The sequence below is a fragment of the Streptomyces sp. NPDC023527 genome (genome assembly GCF_055560115.1).
In genome coordinates this window covers 67,417-85,307 of record NZ_JBVHJJ010000019.1, presented here as the reverse complement: position 1 = coordinate 85,307, position 17,891 = coordinate 67,417, and the positions used below count along the sequence as shown (strand labels likewise).

General features: G+C 72.3%; 16 protein-coding genes. All 16 read right to left on the bottom strand.

Annotated elements, in window-relative coordinates; genetic code table 11:
• Positions 1-36 precede the first annotated feature (36 nt).
• Positions 37-936 carry an alpha/beta hydrolase gene (locus tag ACZ303_RS30395; RefSeq protein ID WP_467343750.1) on the bottom strand — a complete coding sequence of 300 codons (900 nt, stop codon included), beginning with the start codon at positions 934-936 and terminating at the stop codon, positions 37-39.
• A gap of 452 nt (positions 937-1,388) precedes the next feature.
• Entirely contained in the window at positions 1,389-1,973 is a 585-nt protein-coding gene (locus ACZ303_RS30390) for an NADPH-dependent FMN reductase (RefSeq protein WP_467343695.1), read from the bottom strand.
• Positions 1,974-2,123: 150 nt separating this feature from the next.
• Positions 2,124-2,750 (bottom strand): DsbA family oxidoreductase, encoded by a 627-nt coding sequence (locus tag ACZ303_RS30385; RefSeq protein WP_467343694.1) that lies wholly within the window; start codon positions 2,748-2,750, stop codon positions 2,124-2,126.
• A gap of 38 nt (positions 2,751-2,788) precedes the next feature.
• On the bottom strand, positions 2,789-4,069 hold the full coding sequence (locus ACZ303_RS30380) for an MFS transporter (protein ID WP_467343693.1): 1,281 nt from the start codon (positions 4,067-4,069) through the stop codon (positions 2,789-2,791).
• 333 nt (positions 4,070-4,402) lie between these two features.
• Positions 4,403-4,894, bottom strand: coding sequence for a nuclear transport factor 2 family protein (locus ACZ303_RS30375; protein WP_467343692.1), 492 nt, complete (start codon positions 4,892-4,894; stop codon positions 4,403-4,405).
• 113 nt (positions 4,895-5,007) lie between these two features.
• Positions 5,008-5,226 carry an acyl-CoA carboxylase subunit epsilon gene (locus ACZ303_RS30370; RefSeq protein WP_467343691.1) on the bottom strand — a complete coding sequence of 73 codons (219 nt, stop codon included), beginning with the start codon at positions 5,224-5,226 and terminating at the stop codon, positions 5,008-5,010.
• A 14-nt stretch (positions 5,227-5,240) separates the two neighbouring features.
• The gene (locus ACZ303_RS30365) at positions 5,241-6,863 is read right to left on the bottom strand and encodes an acyl-CoA carboxylase subunit beta (RefSeq protein ID WP_467343690.1); all 1,623 of its coding nucleotides are present in this window, start codon (positions 6,861-6,863) and stop codon (positions 5,241-5,243) included.
• A 134-nt stretch (positions 6,864-6,997) separates the two neighbouring features.
• Positions 6,998-7,822, bottom strand: a complete 825-nt coding sequence (locus tag ACZ303_RS30360) for a 4'-phosphopantetheinyl transferase family protein (RefSeq protein ID WP_467343689.1) — start codon at positions 7,820-7,822, stop codon at positions 6,998-7,000.
• The gene (locus ACZ303_RS30355) at positions 7,819-8,358 is read right to left on the bottom strand and encodes an acyl carrier protein (protein ID WP_467343688.1); all 540 of its coding nucleotides are present in this window, start codon (positions 8,356-8,358) and stop codon (positions 7,819-7,821) included. Before ACZ303_RS30355 ends, ACZ303_RS30360 begins: the two co-directional genes overlap by 4 nt.
• Positions 8,359-8,433: 75 nt before the next feature.
• Positions 8,434-9,879, bottom strand: a complete 1,446-nt coding sequence (locus ACZ303_RS30350; protein WP_467343687.1) for an MFS transporter — start codon at positions 9,877-9,879, stop codon at positions 8,434-8,436.
• Between the two features lie 541 nt (positions 9,880-10,420).
• On the bottom strand, positions 10,421-12,793 hold the full coding sequence (locus ACZ303_RS30345; RefSeq protein WP_467343686.1) for an SDR family oxidoreductase: 2,373 nt from the start codon (positions 12,791-12,793) through the stop codon (positions 10,421-10,423).
• A gap of 3 nt (positions 12,794-12,796) precedes the next feature.
• Entirely contained in the window at positions 12,797-13,741 is a 945-nt protein-coding gene (locus ACZ303_RS30340) for an aromatase/cyclase (protein ID WP_467343685.1), read from the bottom strand.
• A gap of 221 nt (positions 13,742-13,962) precedes the next feature.
• Positions 13,963-14,748: a 3-oxoacyl-ACP reductase FabG gene (gene fabG / locus ACZ303_RS30335; RefSeq protein WP_467343684.1), complete on the bottom strand. Its 786-nt coding sequence runs from the start codon at positions 14,746-14,748 to the stop codon at positions 13,963-13,965.
• A 138-nt stretch (positions 14,749-14,886) separates the two neighbouring features.
• Positions 14,887-15,156, bottom strand: coding sequence for an acyl carrier protein (locus tag ACZ303_RS30330; protein WP_467343683.1), 270 nt, complete (start codon positions 15,154-15,156; stop codon positions 14,887-14,889).
• A gap of 228 nt (positions 15,157-15,384) precedes the next feature.
• Positions 15,385-16,602 carry a ketosynthase chain-length factor gene (locus ACZ303_RS30325; protein ID WP_467343682.1) on the bottom strand — a complete coding sequence of 406 codons (1,218 nt, stop codon included), beginning with the start codon at positions 16,600-16,602 and terminating at the stop codon, positions 15,385-15,387.
• A complete protein-coding gene (locus ACZ303_RS30320; protein WP_467343681.1) occupies positions 16,599-17,867 on the bottom strand; it encodes a beta-ketoacyl-[acyl-carrier-protein] synthase family protein in 1,269 nt (422 codons plus the stop codon). Before ACZ303_RS30320 ends, ACZ303_RS30325 begins: the two co-directional genes overlap by 4 nt.
• Positions 17,868-17,891: the final 24 nt, after the last annotated feature.

Genomic DNA, 17,891 nt, shown 5'->3' with positions numbered 1-17,891 from the left:
GGCGTGGGCAGGGAAGGCCCCTCGGCCGGCAAGGGTTCACGCGGCGTCGCGGGTGATGAGGCATTCCTCTACGAAGGCAAGGGCGCGCAGGTGGTAGGAGCGGGCGGCCCAGCCCAGGCTGATGTTGTGTCCGGCGTGGGGCTGGCGGTCGAAGACGACCTTGGGTGAGGCGTGCAGGAGGTGGCGCATGGAGGCGATGGTGTCCTCGTCGTGGTGCCACCAGCCCTCGTGCTCGGCGAAGGTGAAGCGCACCGGTACCTTCACGCGGGCGGCCAGCCCGGGGAAGTCGCCGGCCCAGCGGCGGGCCTCGCCGGCCTCGCGCCGGGGCATGGGGGTGACCAGGGGTTTGGCGGAGCGGAAGGTGCCCGGCGGGTAGAGGGCCAGCTTTCCCCAGTGCAGGGGCCAGGTCTTCAGTGCGTGGAAGTCCTGGAACTGGCGCACGTCGACGGCGTAGCGGTGGCTGATGCCGGAGATGTCCAGGCCGATCAGATGGGTGCCGCGGTCGTCGGCGGCGGCGTGCAGGGCGAGCTTGCCGCCGTAGGAGTGGGCCATGAGGAAGGTCCCGGCGCCGGTGTCGTGGGTGGCGGCGAAGCCGGCCAGGGCGGTGTGCAGGATGCGGGACTGCTCGGCGAGGGTCTGGCCGTGGGGGAAGCGGGCGGCGGAGAGGCCGTACCCGGGGCGGTCGATGGCCAGGACGGTGAAGCCCAGGCGGGCGCCGAGGGTGAGCAGGGACTGGCTGGGGTGGGTCTGGCCGTGGAAGTAGCCCGCTCGCATGCCGCCGCCGTGGACGGCGACCACCAAGGCCCGCGGGGGTGTGTTGCGCGGCTCGATGAGCAGCCCCGACAGGTGCGCGCCGTCGGCGTCCAGGACGATGTCGCGCACGTCGGAGACGGGGGCGGTGACAGGAGCGGCGACGGGGGCGGTGGGTTGGGTCAGTGGTGACATGACGGGTCCGTACTCCATTGGTCCAGAGCCCGGATGACGGGTCGTCGTGAGGCGGTGACCGCATCGGGGCGGGGCGGTGCCGGCCTGGCGGGCCGGAGGGTGGCGGACGTACGCGGTGCCCTGCGAGAGGGGTTGACTGGGGGTGACCGGCTGTCGCGCGGTGGGGGTGCGGGTTGGGGCGCGGGCGGGTCGTGCGGTGCCGGCGCCTGGGCCGTGCGTGGAGGTGCCCGGTGGTGGGCGAGCCGCCGTCGCGCCGCCCTGCCCCTACCCGGCGGTGCGTGCCAACCCGCCTCGTCCAGGGTCAGGTTGGCACCCGACCCCGCCAGGACGGGCGACTGCCCGCAGCGAGCGGGCGCTGCAATAGCCAGGTGCGCCGCGGACCCGGTGGCCGCCCCGGGGTGGAAGGAGGGGGCGGCTGCCGGGTCCGGGAGAGGTGGGAGCGGTTACTTGCCGTAGGGGCGGCGGGCGCGGGCCTCGCGCAGGGCGTCGGCCCACCAGCCGAGCTGGTCCAGCAGGGACTTGGCGGCGCCGGCCGGGCCGCTGGTGTCCTTCGGCTCGCCGTTCTCGTCGAACTGCTCCCAGGCCATGTGGAAGCTGACGGCCTCGCGGATGGTGACCGCGTGCAGCTCGGCGAAGATCGGGCGCAGCTGCTCGGCGGAGCGCAGGCCGCCGGCGAGGCCGCCGTAGGAGACGAAGCCGACGGGCTTGCCCTGCCACTGGGTGTAGTGCCAGTCGATGAGGGACTTCAGGGAGGCGGGGAAGCTGTGGTTGTACTCGGGGGTGACGATCACGAAGGCGTCGGCCTGCTCCAGGCGCGGGGTGATCTTGGCGAGGGCCTCGGTGACCTCGGCGGAGGGCTGCTGGGACAGGACGTAGGGCAGCTCGTGGTCGGCGAGGTCGATGACGTCGACGTCGTAGTCGTCACGCACGCCGGCCTGCTTGACGAACCAGTTGGCCACCGTCGGGCCGAAGCGGCCCTCGCGGACGCTGGCGACGATCACGGCGAGCCGGAAGGGGGTCTGGGACACGGTGTGCTCCTTGTGGTGCGGGAAATGCGAACAAGAAAAAGAAGGGGGATGTAGCGGAGGGGGTGCGGTAAAGCCTTCCTGATGGACCCGGGGTGGGGTCAAGCGCCGGGAAGGGAGTTGACGGGGAATTGTCGTTCCCCTGTGTTTTCTTCAGTTCCCGAGTGCGGCGAGGTAGGTCTGTTCCGATTGCGCGCCCGAGAGGACGGGGCCGTCCTCGAAGAGGAAGAGCGGCACCGCGTGGACGCCGCCGCGGCGTACGCGCTCCAGGCCGGCGCGTACGTCCTGTGCGCAGGCCTGCGGGTCGGGGCCGGTCTTCAGGCCCGTCTCGGTGGCGAGGCGGTCCAGGACGGCGGGGTCGGAGATGTTGAGGCCGTCGGTGAAGTAGGCGCGGAAGAGGCGTTCGGTGACCTCTTCGGCCAGGTGTTGCCCGGCGGCCAGGGCGATGTGGCGGTGGGCTTCGAAGGTGGTGGTGTGCACGGCGCGCTCGTAGTCCAAGTGCAGGCCGTCGCGCTGGGCGTGGGCGGCGATGCGGGCGGTCTCGGCCGCGGCGGCGCTGCCGAACTTGCGCTCCAGGGCGGCTAGGAGGGGCTCGCCGGTGGTGGGCGCCTCGGGGTCCAGCTGGAAGGGCAGGAAACGCACCTCGAGGGTGCCTCCCTGGTCGCGGTAGCGGCGGGCGGCGCGGGCGAAGCGGGTGTAGCCGATGTAGGAGTGGGCGCAGATGATGTCGAGGACGATGTCGACGCGGCGGGGTGCGGGCGGGACGCTCACCATGGTCATGGTTCCTTCGAAAACGGGGTGTGGTGCAGGGTGGTCGGTCAGGGCCGTTTCGCCGGGGCTCGGTCGTCGGCCGGCCGGAGCCCGGTTCCCGCCTCCACCTGTGCCTCGGGCTGGGCAGGGGTGCGCAGGAGCAACAGGACGGCCACGACCAGGGCACCCAGCACGCCGGCGGCGAGGTAGACGCCGTCGATGCCGATGGGGCCGGTGACCGGCTGGGACAGGGCCGGGGAGAGGAACTGGCCCAGGAACATCGAGGAGGTCACCCCGCTCAGCACCCGGCCGCGGATGGCGGCGGGGGTGCGGGAGGCGAGCCAGGTGTTGAGGTTGGGGATCAGCAGGCCGATGCCGGCGCCGACGACGACCAGGCCGAGCAGGACCAGTGCCAGGTGGGAGGAGGCGCCGATGGCGGCGAAGCCGGTACCGAGGAGGGCGAAGGTGGCCACCGCCACCGGGCGGAAGGCGAAGCGCTTGTTGATCCGCCCGTAGTTGAGGCCGACCAGGGCGTTGGCCAGGCTCATCAGCGCGATCGCCAGGCCCGCGCCGCTGGCACCGATGCCTCCGATGTCCTCCAGGTAGAAGGGCAGTTGGGAGGGGACGGTGTAGAACATGATCTGCGAGACCAGGACGAGCGCGTAGATCCCGAAGGCCATGGTGGGAATGCGGGCGCCGGCGGGGCGGCCGTCGGCGGTGGGCGCGGCGGCGGGCGGCTCGGTGATGAAGCGCAGGACGAGGAGGGTCAGCGGCAGGGCGATGAGGTAGATGGCGAAGGGGCCGCGCCAGTCGATGTCGGCCAGGACGCCGCCCAGGGAGAGGAAGGCGACGCCGCCGAAGCCCATGAAGCCCGCCTGCAGGCCCAGGACGCGGGAGCGGGAGGTGCCGGGGTAGTAGTCGGTGACCAGGGTGGTGGTGGCGGTCATGATGCCGGCGACGGCGACGCCCAGCAGGAGGCGGCCGGCGAGGATGGCGTAGAGGTCGTCCAGCAGCAGGCCCGAGCCGCCCGCGACGCCGAACAGGCCGACGGAGGCGGCCAGTACGGGTTTGCGGCCGACGCGGTCCACCAGGGTGCCCACCACGGGAGCGCCGAAGGCGATCATCAGGGCGGGGACGGTGAGGACCATGCGGACCAGGAAGGCGGCGTTGTCGACGCCGGCGAAGTGCTTCTCCATCGCCGGAAGCGAGGGGGCGATGATGGCGCCCGCCATGGTGGTGAGCATGCTGGCCAGCAGCAGGGTCAGCAGCACCGGGCGGGAGCCGGGCCGCGCCTGTGCCTGGGGCTGCGGGGCCCCGGGGCGTGCGGGGTTGTCGGTGGGGGTCGCCACGGTTGGTCTCCTTGTGTGTTTCCCATCCCGTCCGCGTGTCCCCCGCCGGCACCGGATGCCGCGTCACTCGGACGGCCATGGTCCCCGGGGCCGGGGCCCTGGGGGTGGGTCGGTCGACGCCGGAATTCTTCTCGGTATGCGCCGACGAAACGTGCCGGTGAAAAAGGCGAATGGCCCTGCCGTCGCGGGGCCGCTTCGCGACCATATTCCCGGCGACAGGCGGTAGTGATGGGTGGATTGCCGCTGATTTATCGGGGACCGGACAGAGATTTCACTTGGGAGGGTTTCTTCACCCCGGTTTCGTAAGGGAGCGGCACTTTCACCGGCCACCGGTCAGTTAAGAGGATGGCCGTCGGGTCCGGGGCCGGTGCTCCACTCCAGGCGGAAGGCCCAGGTGCGAAACCGCCAGCCCTCAGCGGTGCGTACGGCCTCGCCGCGGTAGACCCCACCGATGTCGAACGGGGGGCGGCCCCCGGTGGTGGGGTGGTGGACGTGGGTGGCGATCAGGTGCAGGCGCACCGTCGCCCGGTCGCCGTCGAGGGCGATGGTGTGGTTGGAGCTCAGGTGCAAGGTCCGCGCGAAGCGGGACTTGGCGTTGTAGTGGAAGCGTGCGACGCCGTCCAGGCCCTTGCAGTCGCCGACGGGAAAGGACAGTTCGACGTCGTCGGTGAAGACGGTCGCGGGCCAGGATTCGTCGAAGCCGTCGTCGTCCTGGGTGTCCAGGAGGATGACGTAGCGGTCGATGAGTTCACTGATGGCGGCCCGGTCGGCCAGGGTGCGCAGCTGGGTGCGCAGCGCGGTGAACTCGTCGTCGGACGGGGGCATGGCCTGCTCTCCGAAGGGGGCGGTGGGCGGTGGTACGCGGATGGGGTGCCGCTCCCCCACCGGCCCCCGGCCCCCGGTGTCAGGGGTGGGGTGGGGTGGAGGTGGGCGGTGGGTCATGGGCGCCGGCGCGGGGCGCTCCAGCTGCGCGGGCCGGGGGTACGAGCGGTGCGCTCGGGGCGCGCCCAGCCGGCGGCGGCCCGGCCACCGCCGTCACTGCCGGTGTCACCGGCGGTGGTGGCGGCGCGGGTGAGGAGGACGGCGGTCAGCGCGGCGAGCTCCTCGGGGCCGGCGTGGCCCTTCTCGACGCGGATGAGCGGGGCGGGGAGGGACATGAGGGGTCTCTGCCTTACTGGGGCGGGTTGCCGTGCTTGCGGGAGGGCAGGTCGGCGTGCTTGTTGCGGAGCATGGCCAGGGAGCGGACGAGGACCTCGCGGGTGGCGCCGGGGTCGATGACGTCGTCGACCAGGCCGCGTTCGGCGGCGTAGTAGGGGTGCATCAGCTCGGCCTTGTATTCCTTGATCTTCTGCCGGCGTACCGCCTCGGGGTCGGCGGAGGCGTTGATCTCGCGGCGGAAGATGACGTTGGCCGCGCCTTCGGCGCCCATGACCGCGATCTCGTTGCTGGGCCAGGCCAGGGCCAGGTCGGCGCCGATGGAGCGGGAGTCCATGACGATGTAGGCGCCGCCGTAGGCCTTGCGCAGGACCAGGGAGATCCGCGGCACGGTGGCGTTGCAGTATGCGTAGAGGAGTTTCGCGCCGCGGCGGATGATGCCGTTGTGTTCCTGGTCGACGCCGGGCAGGAAGCCGGGGACGTCGACGAGGGTGATCAGGGGGATGTTGAAGGCGTCGCAGAACTGCACGAAGCGGGCGGCCTTCTCGCTGGACTCGATGTCCAGGACGCCGGCGTAGGAAGCGGGCTGGTTGGCGACGATGCCCACCACGTGGCCGTCCAGGCGGGCCAGGGAGCAGACGATGTTGGTGGCCCAGGCGGGGTGGATCTCGAAGTACTCGCCGTCGTCGACGATCTCCTCGATGACCGCGCGGATGTCGTAGCTGCGGGTGGGGTCGTCCGGGACGAGGTCGAGCAGGGCGTCGGTGCGCCGGTGCGGGGCGTCCTCGGGGGGTGTGGCGGGCGGCAGTTCGCGGTTGTTGGCGGGCAGCAGGGAGAGCAGGAAGCGCACGTCCTCCAGGCAGGACTCCTCGTCGTCGTAGGCGAAGTGGGAGACGCCGGACGTGGCCGAGTGCACGTCCGCGCCGCCGAGGCCGTTCTGGGTGATCTCCTCACCGGTGACGGCGCGGACGACGTCGGGGCCGGTGATGAACATCTGCGAGGTCTCGCGGACCATGAAGACGAAGTCGGTCAGCGCGGGGCTGTAGGCGGCGCCGCCGGCGCAGGGGCCGAGCATCACGGAGATCTGCGGGATGACGCCGGACGCCTTGGTGTTGCGCTGGAAGATGCCGCCGTAACCGGCGAGCGCGGAGACGCCCTCCTGGATACGGGCACCGGCACCGTCGTTGAGAGAGACCAGCGGTGCCCCGGCGGCCAGGGCCATGTCCATGATCTTGTGGATCTTGGTGGCGTGAGCCTCGCCCAGCGCGCCGCCGAAGATCCGGAAGTCGTGGGCGTAGACGAAGACCGTACGGCCGTGGACGGTGCCCCAGCCGGTGATCACACCATCGGTGTAAGGCTTCTTGCTCTCCAGGCCGAATCCGGTGGCACGGTGTCGGCGCAGGGTTTCGACCTCGGTGAAGGAGTCCTCGTCCAGCAGCAGGGCGATGCGCTCGCGGGCGGTGAGTTTGCCCTTGGCGTGCTGGCGTTCGGTGGCGGCCGGATCGGGGCCGGCGTGGGCCTCGTCGCGGATCAGGCCCAGTTCCTCGACGCGCTCGTGCAGGGTCCACTCGCGCGGCTGGTCCGCCGGTGCGGTGCTGGGCTCGTCGTGCTCGGTCGTGGTCGTTGCGGCAACAGGCATGGGTGTTCCTCACCTTTGGTTCGGATCGAAGGGTCACGTCCGGCGGGGTCACGTCCGGCGGGCTCCGGCGTTACGGCGCGGCCGGGGCGAAAACGGGGGCAGAGAACGGCGGCTGTGGAATGCGCGCGCCTGGTTCAGGGGGTGCGTCGGGGGGTGGGCAGGGGCCGACCGCCTGCGGCGTGGACGTCCACGGTGGCGCCGGGCAGCAGGGCGCGGGCGGACAGCGGCCGCACGCTCGCCGTGCGGGGCGGGGGGCCGGCCAGGGCGACGGCGCCGTGGTGGCGGGGGCCCGCGGGGATGTCCAGCAGGGTCCAGCCGGCCGGACGGCGCGCGGGGTCGGCGCCGAGGTAGTCGGCGGCGGGAGAGCGGCTGAGTCCGGTGCCGATGCCCTTGAGGTAGGCCTCTTTACGGGTCCACAGCTGCCCGAAGGCGGCCGGGCGCAGCGCGTCGGGGACCTGCTGGAGCTCGGCGCGCTCCTGGGGGTGGAGGGCGGGGGTGCACACCGCGGTGGTCTGCGGGCGGGGCAGGCGTTCCACGTCCGCGCCCACCGGGCGGGCGGCCACGGCCACCAGGACCATGCCGTGGCTGTGGGAGAGGGAGAAGTGCAGGGGTGCGGGGCCCGGGGCGGCGACGGCGGGCCGGCCGTGCGGTTCTCCGCAGCCCGGGCAGGGCTCGCGCACGAACACCAGGTCCTGGGGCGGTTGGTCGAGGTAGGCGCCCAGGAGGCGCCGCAGGGCGATGTGGGCGGTGGCGTAGGTGGCGGCGTCGGAGGGGCGGATGAAGGAGGCGGTGCGCCGGCGTTCGGCCTCGTCCAGCTCGGAGGTGTCCAACACGGAGGCATCCGACACGCCGGTGGAGTTGTGCGGGGGCGGGGTGGCGATCAGCCACAGGTCGAGGCGGCCCTGGTCCAGCACGGTGGGCGCCGGGGTCGCGGCGGGAGGTGCGGCGGTGGTTCTCATGCGCCGGCCGCGGGGGTGGTGGGGGCGGCGGGACGCTTGTGGGGGCTGTCCTCGTCTCCGAGCTGGCCGGCCAGGCAGTCGATCAGTTCGGCGGCGCTGTTGGCGCGCAGCAGGCTCTGCAGGTTCAGCTCCACGCCCAGGGCGGCCTCCATGCGGGCCTGGAGTTCCATGCCGTTGATGGAGCCGACGCCCAGGCTGTTCATGGGCCGGCCGGTGGTGTCGATGTCCTCGGGAGCGACGCCCAGGACGCGGCCGATCTCCTGGCGGACGTAACGCTCCAGCAGGGCCGTGCGCTCGGGCAGCGCGGCGCGGGCCAGGACGCCCAGGTCCGGCACGGTCACCTCCGCCGCCTCCGCTGCCTCACCGGCCCAGGCATCGGGGTCGGGGTCGGGGTGGGAGGCGAAGGCCGCGTCGAAGTCGAACCCGAAGTCGAAGTCGGAATCGAAGGCGGGATCGAAGTCGGAGCCGGCGCCGGGGTGGGTGGTGTGGACGAGGGCGGAGGCGTCCCAGTCGACGGTGTGCTGGTCGGTGCTCATGGTTCTCCCGGACGGCGGAAAGAGGGCGGGAAGGAAGACAGCGGACGAAGAGGGGCCGGGGAGTTCACAGTGGGGTCAGGAGGCGGAAGGCCGACGGCGTACGACGCCGGTCAGGGCGACCAGCAGGCCGGCCGTGCCGACGGCGGTCACCAGCGCCACGGCGGGGCGGTAGCCGGCCATGGCCTGCTGGGCGGAGGCGCCCGGCGGTGCCTGGTAGGCGACCACCAGGGCGGCGGTGGCGGCGAGCATCAGGGCGGCGCCGATCTGCACGGCCGTCTGGTAGACGCTGCCGGCCTCACCGCGCCGCTCGGGCGGGAAGGCCGAGACGGCCTGGGCGTTGAGGGCCGCGAAGGAGGCGACGAACCCCGCGCCGACCAGCACCATCGTCGGGGCGATGTCGGTGAGGTAGCTGGTGGGGGCGGGCAGGCGCAGGAAGAGGGCGTAGCCCAGGGGTGGTGCCAGGGCGCCGACGGCGATCAGGCGGGGGGCGCCGAAGCGGCGTACGAGGCGTCCGGAAGCCAGGGCGCAGACGGCCAGCGGCAGGCTCGCGGGGACGATGGCCAGGGCGGTGCGCATCGGTCCGTAGCCGAGCTGGTGCTGGGTCTGGAAGGTGACGATGAACAGCAGGCCGAGGTAGGAGCCGTTGAGGGCGGCGGCGCCGAGCGCGGAGCGGGCCATGGCGGGGTCGCTCAGGACGCCGGGGCCGATCAGCGGTTGGGCACTGGCGCGTTCGAGGCGGACGAAGGCGGCGATCAGGGCCGCGGCCGCGGCCAGCGGCACCAGGGTGCGCGGGTGGGTCAGGCCGTCTGAGGGCAGGCCGCTGACCGCGTGGACCAGGGCGGTCAGGGCGGCCAGGAGGGCGGCGGCGCCGGGCAGTCCGTAGCGGCGCCGCCCCCCGGTGGCGGGTGGGGTGTCGGTGGGCACCAGGCGCAGGCAGAAGACGAACAGCAGCAGCACCACGGGGGCGGGAAAGAGGAAGGTCAGGCGCCAGCTGACGGTGGTCAGGGCGCCGGAGAGGAGCAGACCGGCGGTGAAGCCGCTGGCGCCGGCGAGGGTGTAGAGGGAGAAGGCGCGGTCGCGGTCACGGCCCTCGGCGAAGGTGGTGGAGAGGATGGCCAGGCCGGTGGGGGCGGTCAGTGCGGCGCACAGTCCCTTGACGAAGCGGGTGGCGATCAGCAGGGCGGGGTCGCTGGTGAGGGCGGCCAGGAGGGAGGCGGCGGCGAAGACGAGGAGCGCGAGCAGGTACATGCGGCGGCGGCCGAGGTGGGTGACCACCCGGGCGCCGAAGAGCATCAGGGCACCGAAGCCGAGGGCGAAGCCGCTCATCGTCCACTGCACGGTGGTGGCGGCCAGGCCCAGGTCGTCACCGATCGAGGGCAGGGCCACGACGGCCACGGACACTTCGAGGGCGTCGATGAGCATGTTCCCGGACAGGACCACCAGCAGGCCCCACAGGCGGGGGCTCCACGTGCCGGAGGGTGCCGCGGCGGCGGGCGGGGAGAGGAGTGGGGAGCGGTTCATGGTCCTTTTCCGGGGCGGTGAGGCGGAGAGGCGGAGAAGGGGGGGCGGGCGGCTACGGGCGGAGTTGGGGTCCGGGCACCGCGAGGCCGGAGGCGGAAGGCCGGAGGCCGGGGCCCTGGACCGAGAGCCCGGGACCGGGCCGGGAGCCAAGCCCCCGGAGCCCGAGCCGCAGCGGTGGGCAACCCCCGCCCCGGCTTCGTCATCCAAGGCCAGTACGGCCAGGGTTGCCCGGCGTCCGGGGCCGGGGGCACGGGCGGCCCGGGCTCCGAAGTCGGCCCCGTGAGCCAAGACCAGGCGCGGCCTGGGATGCCCAGGGCCGGCCCCGGAGCCCGGGTCCGGGCCGGTCCGTGCTGGGCCCCGGGGCCGGCCGCACGGCGCAAGAGCGCGGTCGACTCGCCGGGTACGCGCGCCCGCACAGGGCGCGGCCGCAGGTGGTCGGGCCGCACGCGCCGCACGGGCCGCGGACCGCAGAGAGGCGTGGGCCACACGGAGCGCCGGCATGCGCGCTCGTACTCGTGGGGCGTCTCGTAGGGCCGTGGGCTCAGCCCAGGAGCGTGCCGCCCGTGGCGTCGATGAAGGCGCCGGTGATCCAGCGGGCGTCGTCACCGGCGAGGAAGGCGACGATGTCGGCGACGTCGTTGGGCTCGCCGACGCGGTTGAAGGCGGAGAGGGCCGCCATCTGCTCGACGACCTCGGGGATGTCGAAGGCGGGGTTGCCGTTGCGGGTGATGCCCGGGGCGACGCTGTTGATGGTGATGTTGCGGGGGCCCAGGAGCTTGGCGAAGTGCAGGGCGAGCTGTTCGACGGCGCCCTTGGTCATCGCGTAGGCGATCTCCTCCGGGTTGGCCACGCGGGTCAGGCCGGAGGAGATGTTGATGATGCGGCCGCCGTCGGGGATGTTCTTCAGGGCGCGCTGGATGATGAAGAACGGTGCCTTGGCGTTGACCGCGACCAGGCGGTCGAACTGCTCGGGCGTGGTGGCGTCGGCGGCCACCCCGCCCATGACGCCGGCGTTGTTGACCAGGATGTGGAGGTCGGTGGTGCCGGTGCGCTCCTTCAGGCCCTTCTCCAGGCCCGTGAACAGCTCGTGGACATCGCCGGGCACCCCCAGCTCGGCGCGGACGGCGAACGCGCGGCCGCCGTCCTTCTCGATCTCGGCGACGACCTCGCCGGCGGCGTCGGCGTTGGCGGTGTAGTGGACGGCGACCAGGGCGCCCTCGCGTGCCAGGCGGAGGGCGGCGGCGCGGCCCATGCCGCGGCTGGAGCCGGTGACGAGCGCGGTCTTGCCGTTGAGCCTGCCCATGGGGGTACTCCCGTTCTGTGCGGTCTGTGCGGTGACAGGTGCTGAGGATGGATCGGGCGCCGGGACGGCGGACCCCGGCGCGGGTGCGGCGGTGCCGAACCAGCGGGTGAGGGCGGTGACCAACCCCCCGGTACCAGCGGCTCCCGTAGCGGTGTTGTCCGTACCAGCGGCGTCCGCGCCGGCGGCCCAGGCGACGTAGCCGTCGGGGCGTACCAGCAGTGCTTCCGTGCCCGCGGGTACCTCTCCGCCGGGGGTGGGGCGGGCGGTGACGGTACGGACCAGGGACGCCCAGGGCGCCGCGGTACGGGCCAGGGTCCCGGCCGCCTGACCGGTGAGGTCCAGCAGCAGGCCGCCGCCGGTGCGCAGCAGCGAGGTGGAGGTGACGCTCTCGCCCTCGGCGGTGGTGAGCGTGAAGTGGGGCATGCGCATGCCCAGCAGGGGGTGTTCGCCGACGCCGTCGCCGGTGTCGTAGCGGATGTCCAGGCCGGAGATCATGCCGGCGAGGTGTTCGCGGACCGGTTCGTGGTCGAGGAGCTCGGCCATCACCTCGCGGGCGGCGTCCACTTCGCCGCCGCCGAGCAGCAGCAGCGCCTGGGCGCGGATGTTGCTCAGGGTGCGGGCGCCGGTGGCGTGGCGTTCGCTGTGGTAGCTCGCCAGCAGCCCGTCCGGGCCGCGCCCGGCGACCTGGGCGGCGAGCTTCCAGCCGAGGTTGACCGCGTCCTGCAGACCGAGGTTGAGGGCCTGACCGCCGATGGGCATCTTCTGGTGGGCGGCGTCGCCGGCCAGGAAGAGGCGGTAGTCGCGGTAGGCGGTGGCCTGGCCGGAGGCGTCGGTGAAGGCATTGACCCAGACCGGGGTACCGGCGCTGATGTCCTCGCCGGTCACCCGGTGCCAGGCGGCGGCGATCTCGGCGAAGTCGACGTCGCCGGTGCGGGGTTTCGCCTCGGCGTCGAACTCGCACACCATGACGCGGGTGGTGTCGCCGCGCCGGGCGGCGATGGCCAGCCCGCCCGGCAGCCGCTCGAAGCGGCGCTCGGCGATGGAGATCCCCCGCACATCGGCCCGCAGCAGCTCCCGGGTGGGCGCCGTGTGAGGGAAGGCGAAGTCGCCCAGACGGCGCACGGTGGAATCCTCGCCGTCGCAGCCCACCACACACTTGGCCCGCCAGATGACCGGCTTGCCGTCGGGACCGGTGGCCTCCACCTGGGCGTAGTCGTCGGTGACGCTGATCCCGTGGACCTGGTGGCCGCGCAGGACGGTGGCGCCCAGGCGCCTGGCCCAGGCGTCCAGCAGTTCCTCGGTGCGCCACTGGTCGACCTTCCACTGCCCCGGGTAGGGGCTGGGCAGGCTCAGATCGAGGGGGATGCCGCCGAAGTGGCCCATGCGCTGGTTGGGGGGCGTCTCCCCCAGCTCCTCCAGGAGCCCGCGGGCGTCGAGGATCTCCATGGTGCGGGCGTGCAGGGTCGAGGCCCGGGACTCGGTGGAGGGAGCGGTGCGCTGTTCCAGGACGGTCACCTGGGCGCCGGCCAGGCGCAGTTCACCGGCGAGCATCAGCCCGACCGGGCCGGCCCCGACCACGATCACCTGGGTTTCGCTGTGGTCCGTCGCCATGGGTCAGCGCTGCTGCTCGGCGTAGGCCTTGGCGTGGTTCAAGGTGGCGGTGGAGTTGGTGGACAGAGCGGTGTGGACGTAGGCGCGGGCCTCGGCGATACCGGCGTCGGGGCCGAGGATCTTGGTGATGTTGGCGGTGTTGAGCGTGACGGTGTGCTGGGAGGAGGCCGCCACGCCGTTGCCGTGCTCGGCGAAGGTCCAGTAGCCGGTGTGCAGGGTCATCAGGGCCGGCAGGGTGACCTGCTTGTAGGCGATCTTGTTGCTGGGGAAGCAGACCCGGTAGGACTTGGTGGTGTGGGTCGAGCCGTCCTTGGCGCGGGTGTCCATCTGCAGGCTCTGCAGGCCGGGGGCGTCCTCCCGGAGGTCGACGGTGGCCACGTGCGGGAGGCGCTCGGGCCACAGGTGGGCTTCGTTGATGAAGTCGTAGACGTCCTTGGCCGAGCCGTCGATGTACACGGTGTCCTCGAAGGAGAACGTCGCCTCCTGGGCGGCGTGGGCGGCCTCCACGTTGGTCTTCAGCGCCGCCAGCTCGGAGCGGGAGTTACGGTCGACGGCCTCGTCGATCCAGGCCAGGGACTCGGGCGCCTCGTCCACCGCGCGGTAGTCGTGCAGCAGCCGCACCCGGCAGGACCCCTCGTCGAGCGGCTCGATGATCCAGGTACCGCCCATCGAGGCGACCGGCGGGGTCGACACCTCCTGGCGGAAGGTGATCTTCAGTGCTTGCGGGTCCAGGGTCCGGCGCGAGGTCCAGTTCTTCGGCTCGCCGTTGGCGGTGGCCCAGATACGGATCCGCTCGCTGTTCTCGCCCCGCTCGGCGTGGTCGACGTAGATGGTGGGCGGGAAGATCCGCGGCCAGTTCGCGACATCGGCGATCAGGGCGTAGACCGCGACGGCCGGGGCCGAGACGCTGATCTCGTGCTCCACCTCACGCAGGGAAGACTGCGGCATGTTCGATGACTCCTCAAAAGACGCGAAAGACGGGTTGTTTTCGGGGCGCTCTCCCCGGGCCGGGGCCGGGCGGGGGTCCCGGGCCCGGGCCACGGAAAGCCGCGCCGCGCGTGTAGGGCACGTACGTACCGGGGGCGCGGGGCGTACGTACGGGTTCCGGCAGGTCCGTACGAGGTTCCGACCTGTGCGTACGGGGTGTGCGTACGGGTGCCGGGGCCGGGTCAGAAGTTGCCCAGGCCGCCGCAGACATTGAGGGCCTGGGCGGTGATGGAGGCGGCGGTGTCGGAGGCGAGGTAGCCGACCAGGCCCGCGACCTCCTCGGGGGTGGAGTAGCGGCCGAGGGGGATCTTCGACTGGAACTTGTCGAGGATCGCGGCCTCGGAGGTGTCGTAGGCGGCGGCGTAGCCCTGGCGGACCTTCTGGGCCATGGGCGTCTCGACGTAGCCGGGGCAGACGGCGTTGACGGTGATGCCGGTGGGGGCGAGTTCGTTGCCCAGGGCCTTGGTGAAGCCGACGACGCCGTGCTTGGAGGCGGAGTAGGGCGCGCCCAGGACGACACCCTGCTTGCCGGCGGTGGAGGCGATGTTGATGATGCGGCCGCGGTCCTTGTGGCGCAGGCCACCAGTGGTCAGCACCTCGCGGGTGAGGCGGAAGACGCTGTTGAGGTTGGTGTCGATGACGTCGTGCCACAGCTCGTCGTCGATGTCGGCGGTGACGCCGCCGCCGCTGCGGCCGGCGTTGTTGACCAGGACGTCGACAGTGCCGAAGCGGTCGACGGCGGCCTGCACGAAGGCGCGGACGTCGTCGGCGGAGCGGACGTCGAGGGTGGTGCCGTCGACGTCCAGGCCCTCGGAGGTGAGTTCCTTGACGGTGGCGGCGACGTTGTCGGCGTTGCGGGCGCCGATGAAGACCTTGTGGTTCTGGGTGGCCAGCAGGCGGGCGACGGCCAGGCCGATCCCGCTGGTGGCGCCGGTGACGAGGGCGACGCGCGCCGGGCTCTGCGACATGAGTGCCTACTCCAAGAAGGTAAAGGGGTGTTCGGGGCGGGGCCGGGGGGGCGGGGCGCCGTGCCGGGGTGGGCCGGCACGGCGGCCGCGGCGTAAAGGTGGTGCGGGAAGGGACGTGCCCTTCCCCTGGGGGGTGTGTCAGACGCCGACGGTGTCGTTGAGGAGGGCGTTGACGGTGGCGACCAGGGCGCGGGGGGTGCGGTTCTCAGTGAGGGTGTCGTCGTCGAAGGAGACGCCGTACTCGCGCTCGATGCGGCCGCCGGTCTCCAGCAGGGCCAGCGACTCGTAGCCGAGCTCTTCGAAGTCGGTGTCGAGGATGTCGCTGTCGAGGTCGACGCCCTCGTCCGCGCCCGCGCCCTCGAGCAGGATGCGCTTGAGGTCCTCGATGGTGAATTCCTTGGCAGACATGGTGGTTGTCCTTCCGATGCGAAAGAGAAAAAGAGAGAAGAAAAAGGAGAGAATGAAGGGGGTCGGATGGGCGCCGGGCGGGGGGCGCGTACACGTCCCCGTCGGACCGCTCGCCCGCGAACCCCGGGCGAATCCCCGGGAGTTGTTCTCCCACGGGCCCCAGCGGGTCCCCGGCGGGCTGGTCTCCGTCAGGCCCTGGCGCTCCCCGGGGCCGCCCTGCCGTGGGAGCTAGTCGGCAGCGGTCACGACGACAGCGGAGTTGAAGCCGCCGTAGCCGCGGGCGACGACCAGGGCCGCGCGGACCTCGGCCGGGCGGGCGTTGCCGGTGACCAGGTCGATGTCGTAGGCCGGTGAGAGCTCGACGTTGGTGGTGGGCGGGATGAGGCCCTCGCGCATGGCCAGGACCGCGGCGACGACGTCGACAGGGGCGGCGCCGGAGTACAGGCGGCCGGTCATCGTCTTGGGCGCGGTGACGGGCACGCGGCCGGGACCGAAGACGGCGCTGATGGCGTCGGCCTCGATGCGGTCGGCCGCCGGGTTGCCGTCGGCGTCGGCGAAGACCACATCGACGTCGCCGGGCTCGAGGCCCGCATCGGCCAGGGCGACCTCGATCGCGCGGCGCAGACCGCTCTCGCGGCCGGAGCCGGGCTTGGGGTCGAAGGTGGCGCCGTAGCCGGCGATGGTGCCGTAGATGTTGGTGGCACCGCGGGCCTGGGCCGCGTCGGCGTCCTCCAGGATCAGCAGGGCGCCGCCCTCGCCGGGGACGTAGCCGCAGGCGTCGGCGTCGAAGGGCAGGTAGGCCCGCTCGGGGTTCTCGACCGTGCTCATCCGGCCGCCGGCGAGCTGGGCGACCCAGCCCCAGGGGCAGATGGAGGCGTCGAAGCCGCCGGAGAAGATGAGCTTGCTGCCCTTGCGGATCGCCCGCCTGGCCTGGGCGATGGCGTCCAGGCCGCCGGCCTGGTCGGAGACGACGACACCGGAGGGGCCGCGCATGCCGTTGCGGATGGAGATCTGGCCGCTGTTGACGGCGTAGAACCAGGCGAAGGACTGGTAGGCGGAGACGTACTGGCTGCCCTGGCCCCACAGCTTCTTCAGCTCGTTCTGGCCGAACTCGAAACCGCCGGAGGCACTGGCGGTGACCACGCCCATGTCGAACTCGGGGATGTCGCCGGGCTTGACACCGGCGTCCTCGAACGCGCAGTCGGCGGCGACCAGGGCCAGGCGGGTCATGCGGTCGGTCTGCGGGATCAGCCGGCTGGGCAGGTGGTCCTCGGCGGTGAAGGTGGTGATCTCACCGGCCAGCTTCGAGGGGTACTGGCCGGCGTCGAAGCGGGTGACGGGGCCGATCGCGTTCTTGCCGATACGGGTGGCGGCCCAGTAGTCGTCCACGCCCAGTCCGTTGGGGGTGGCGACGCCGATACCGGTGATGACTACCTTGGCGCTCACGCCATGCTCCTCTCAGGACGGGCCAGCACCATCGCGGACTGGAACCCGCCGAATCCGCTGCCGACGGTCAGCACGGCATCGGTGGTGTGCTCCCGGGCGGTCAGCGGCACATAGTCCAGGTCGCACTCGGGATCGGGGGTGTGCAGGTTCGCGGTGGGCGGCACCACGTTGTTCGCCATGGCCAGCACCGAGGCGGCGATCTCGATCGAGCCGATCGCGCCCAGGGAGTGGCCCACCATCGACTTGATGGAGGAGACCGGGGTGCGGTAGGCGTGCTCACCCAGGCTCAGCTTGAACGCGGCCGTCTCGTGCCGGTCGTTCTGCTTGGTGCCCGAGCCGTGCGCGTTGATGTAATCGATCTCGGTGGCGTTCATCCGCGCCTCGTCGAGCGCCACGGTGATCGCCTCGGCCATCTCGCGGCCGTCCGGGCGCAGGCCCGTCATGTGGAAGGCGTTGCAGCGCGAGGCGTAGCCGGCGATCTCGGCGTAGATCCGTGCGCCGCGCTTGAGGGCGCAGCCCAGTTCCTCCAGGACGAAGACGGCCGAACCCTCGCCCAGGACGAAGCCGTTGCGGGTGCCGTCGAAGGGGCGGGAGGCGTGGGCGGGGTCGTCGTTGCGGGGCGTGGTCGCCTTGATCGCGTCGAAGCAGGCCATGGTGATCGGGGAGATCGGCGCGTCGGTCGCTCCGGCGATCATCACATCCGTGGTGCCCTCGCGGATCAGCTCGACCGCGTGGCCGACGGAGTCGATACCGGAGGTGCAGCCGGTGGAGACCACCGTCGCCGGGCCCTCCGCGCCGGTCGCCCAGGCCACCTCGGCCGCGAACGAGCTGGGCACGAAGTGGTTGTACAGGTGCTGGGGGGTGTAGGTGTGGTCGACCAGGTCCAGGCGGCCGCCGTCGGAGACGACGCGGTACTCGTTGTCCAGACCGGTGGTCGCACCCACCGCGCTGCCGATGGTGACACCGGTGCGGTGCGGGTCGAGGCCGGCCAGGTCCAGGCCGGAGTCGGCCAGCGCCTCGCGGGCGGTGACGACACCGAACTGCGCGGCGCGGTCCATCCGCCGGATCTCCTGCGGGCTCAGCCCGTGCAGCTCGGGGTCGAAGTCGGCCTCGGCGGCGACCTGCGAGCGAAATGGAGTGGGGTCGAAGAAAGTGATCCCCCGGGTCGCGGTGCGGCCCTCGCTCAGCAGACTCCAGAAATTCTTCGTCCCGATACCGCCCGGTGCCAGCACACCGATTCCCGTGATTACTACCCGGCGTCCCACTACAGGTCGCCTCCCCTCGTATCA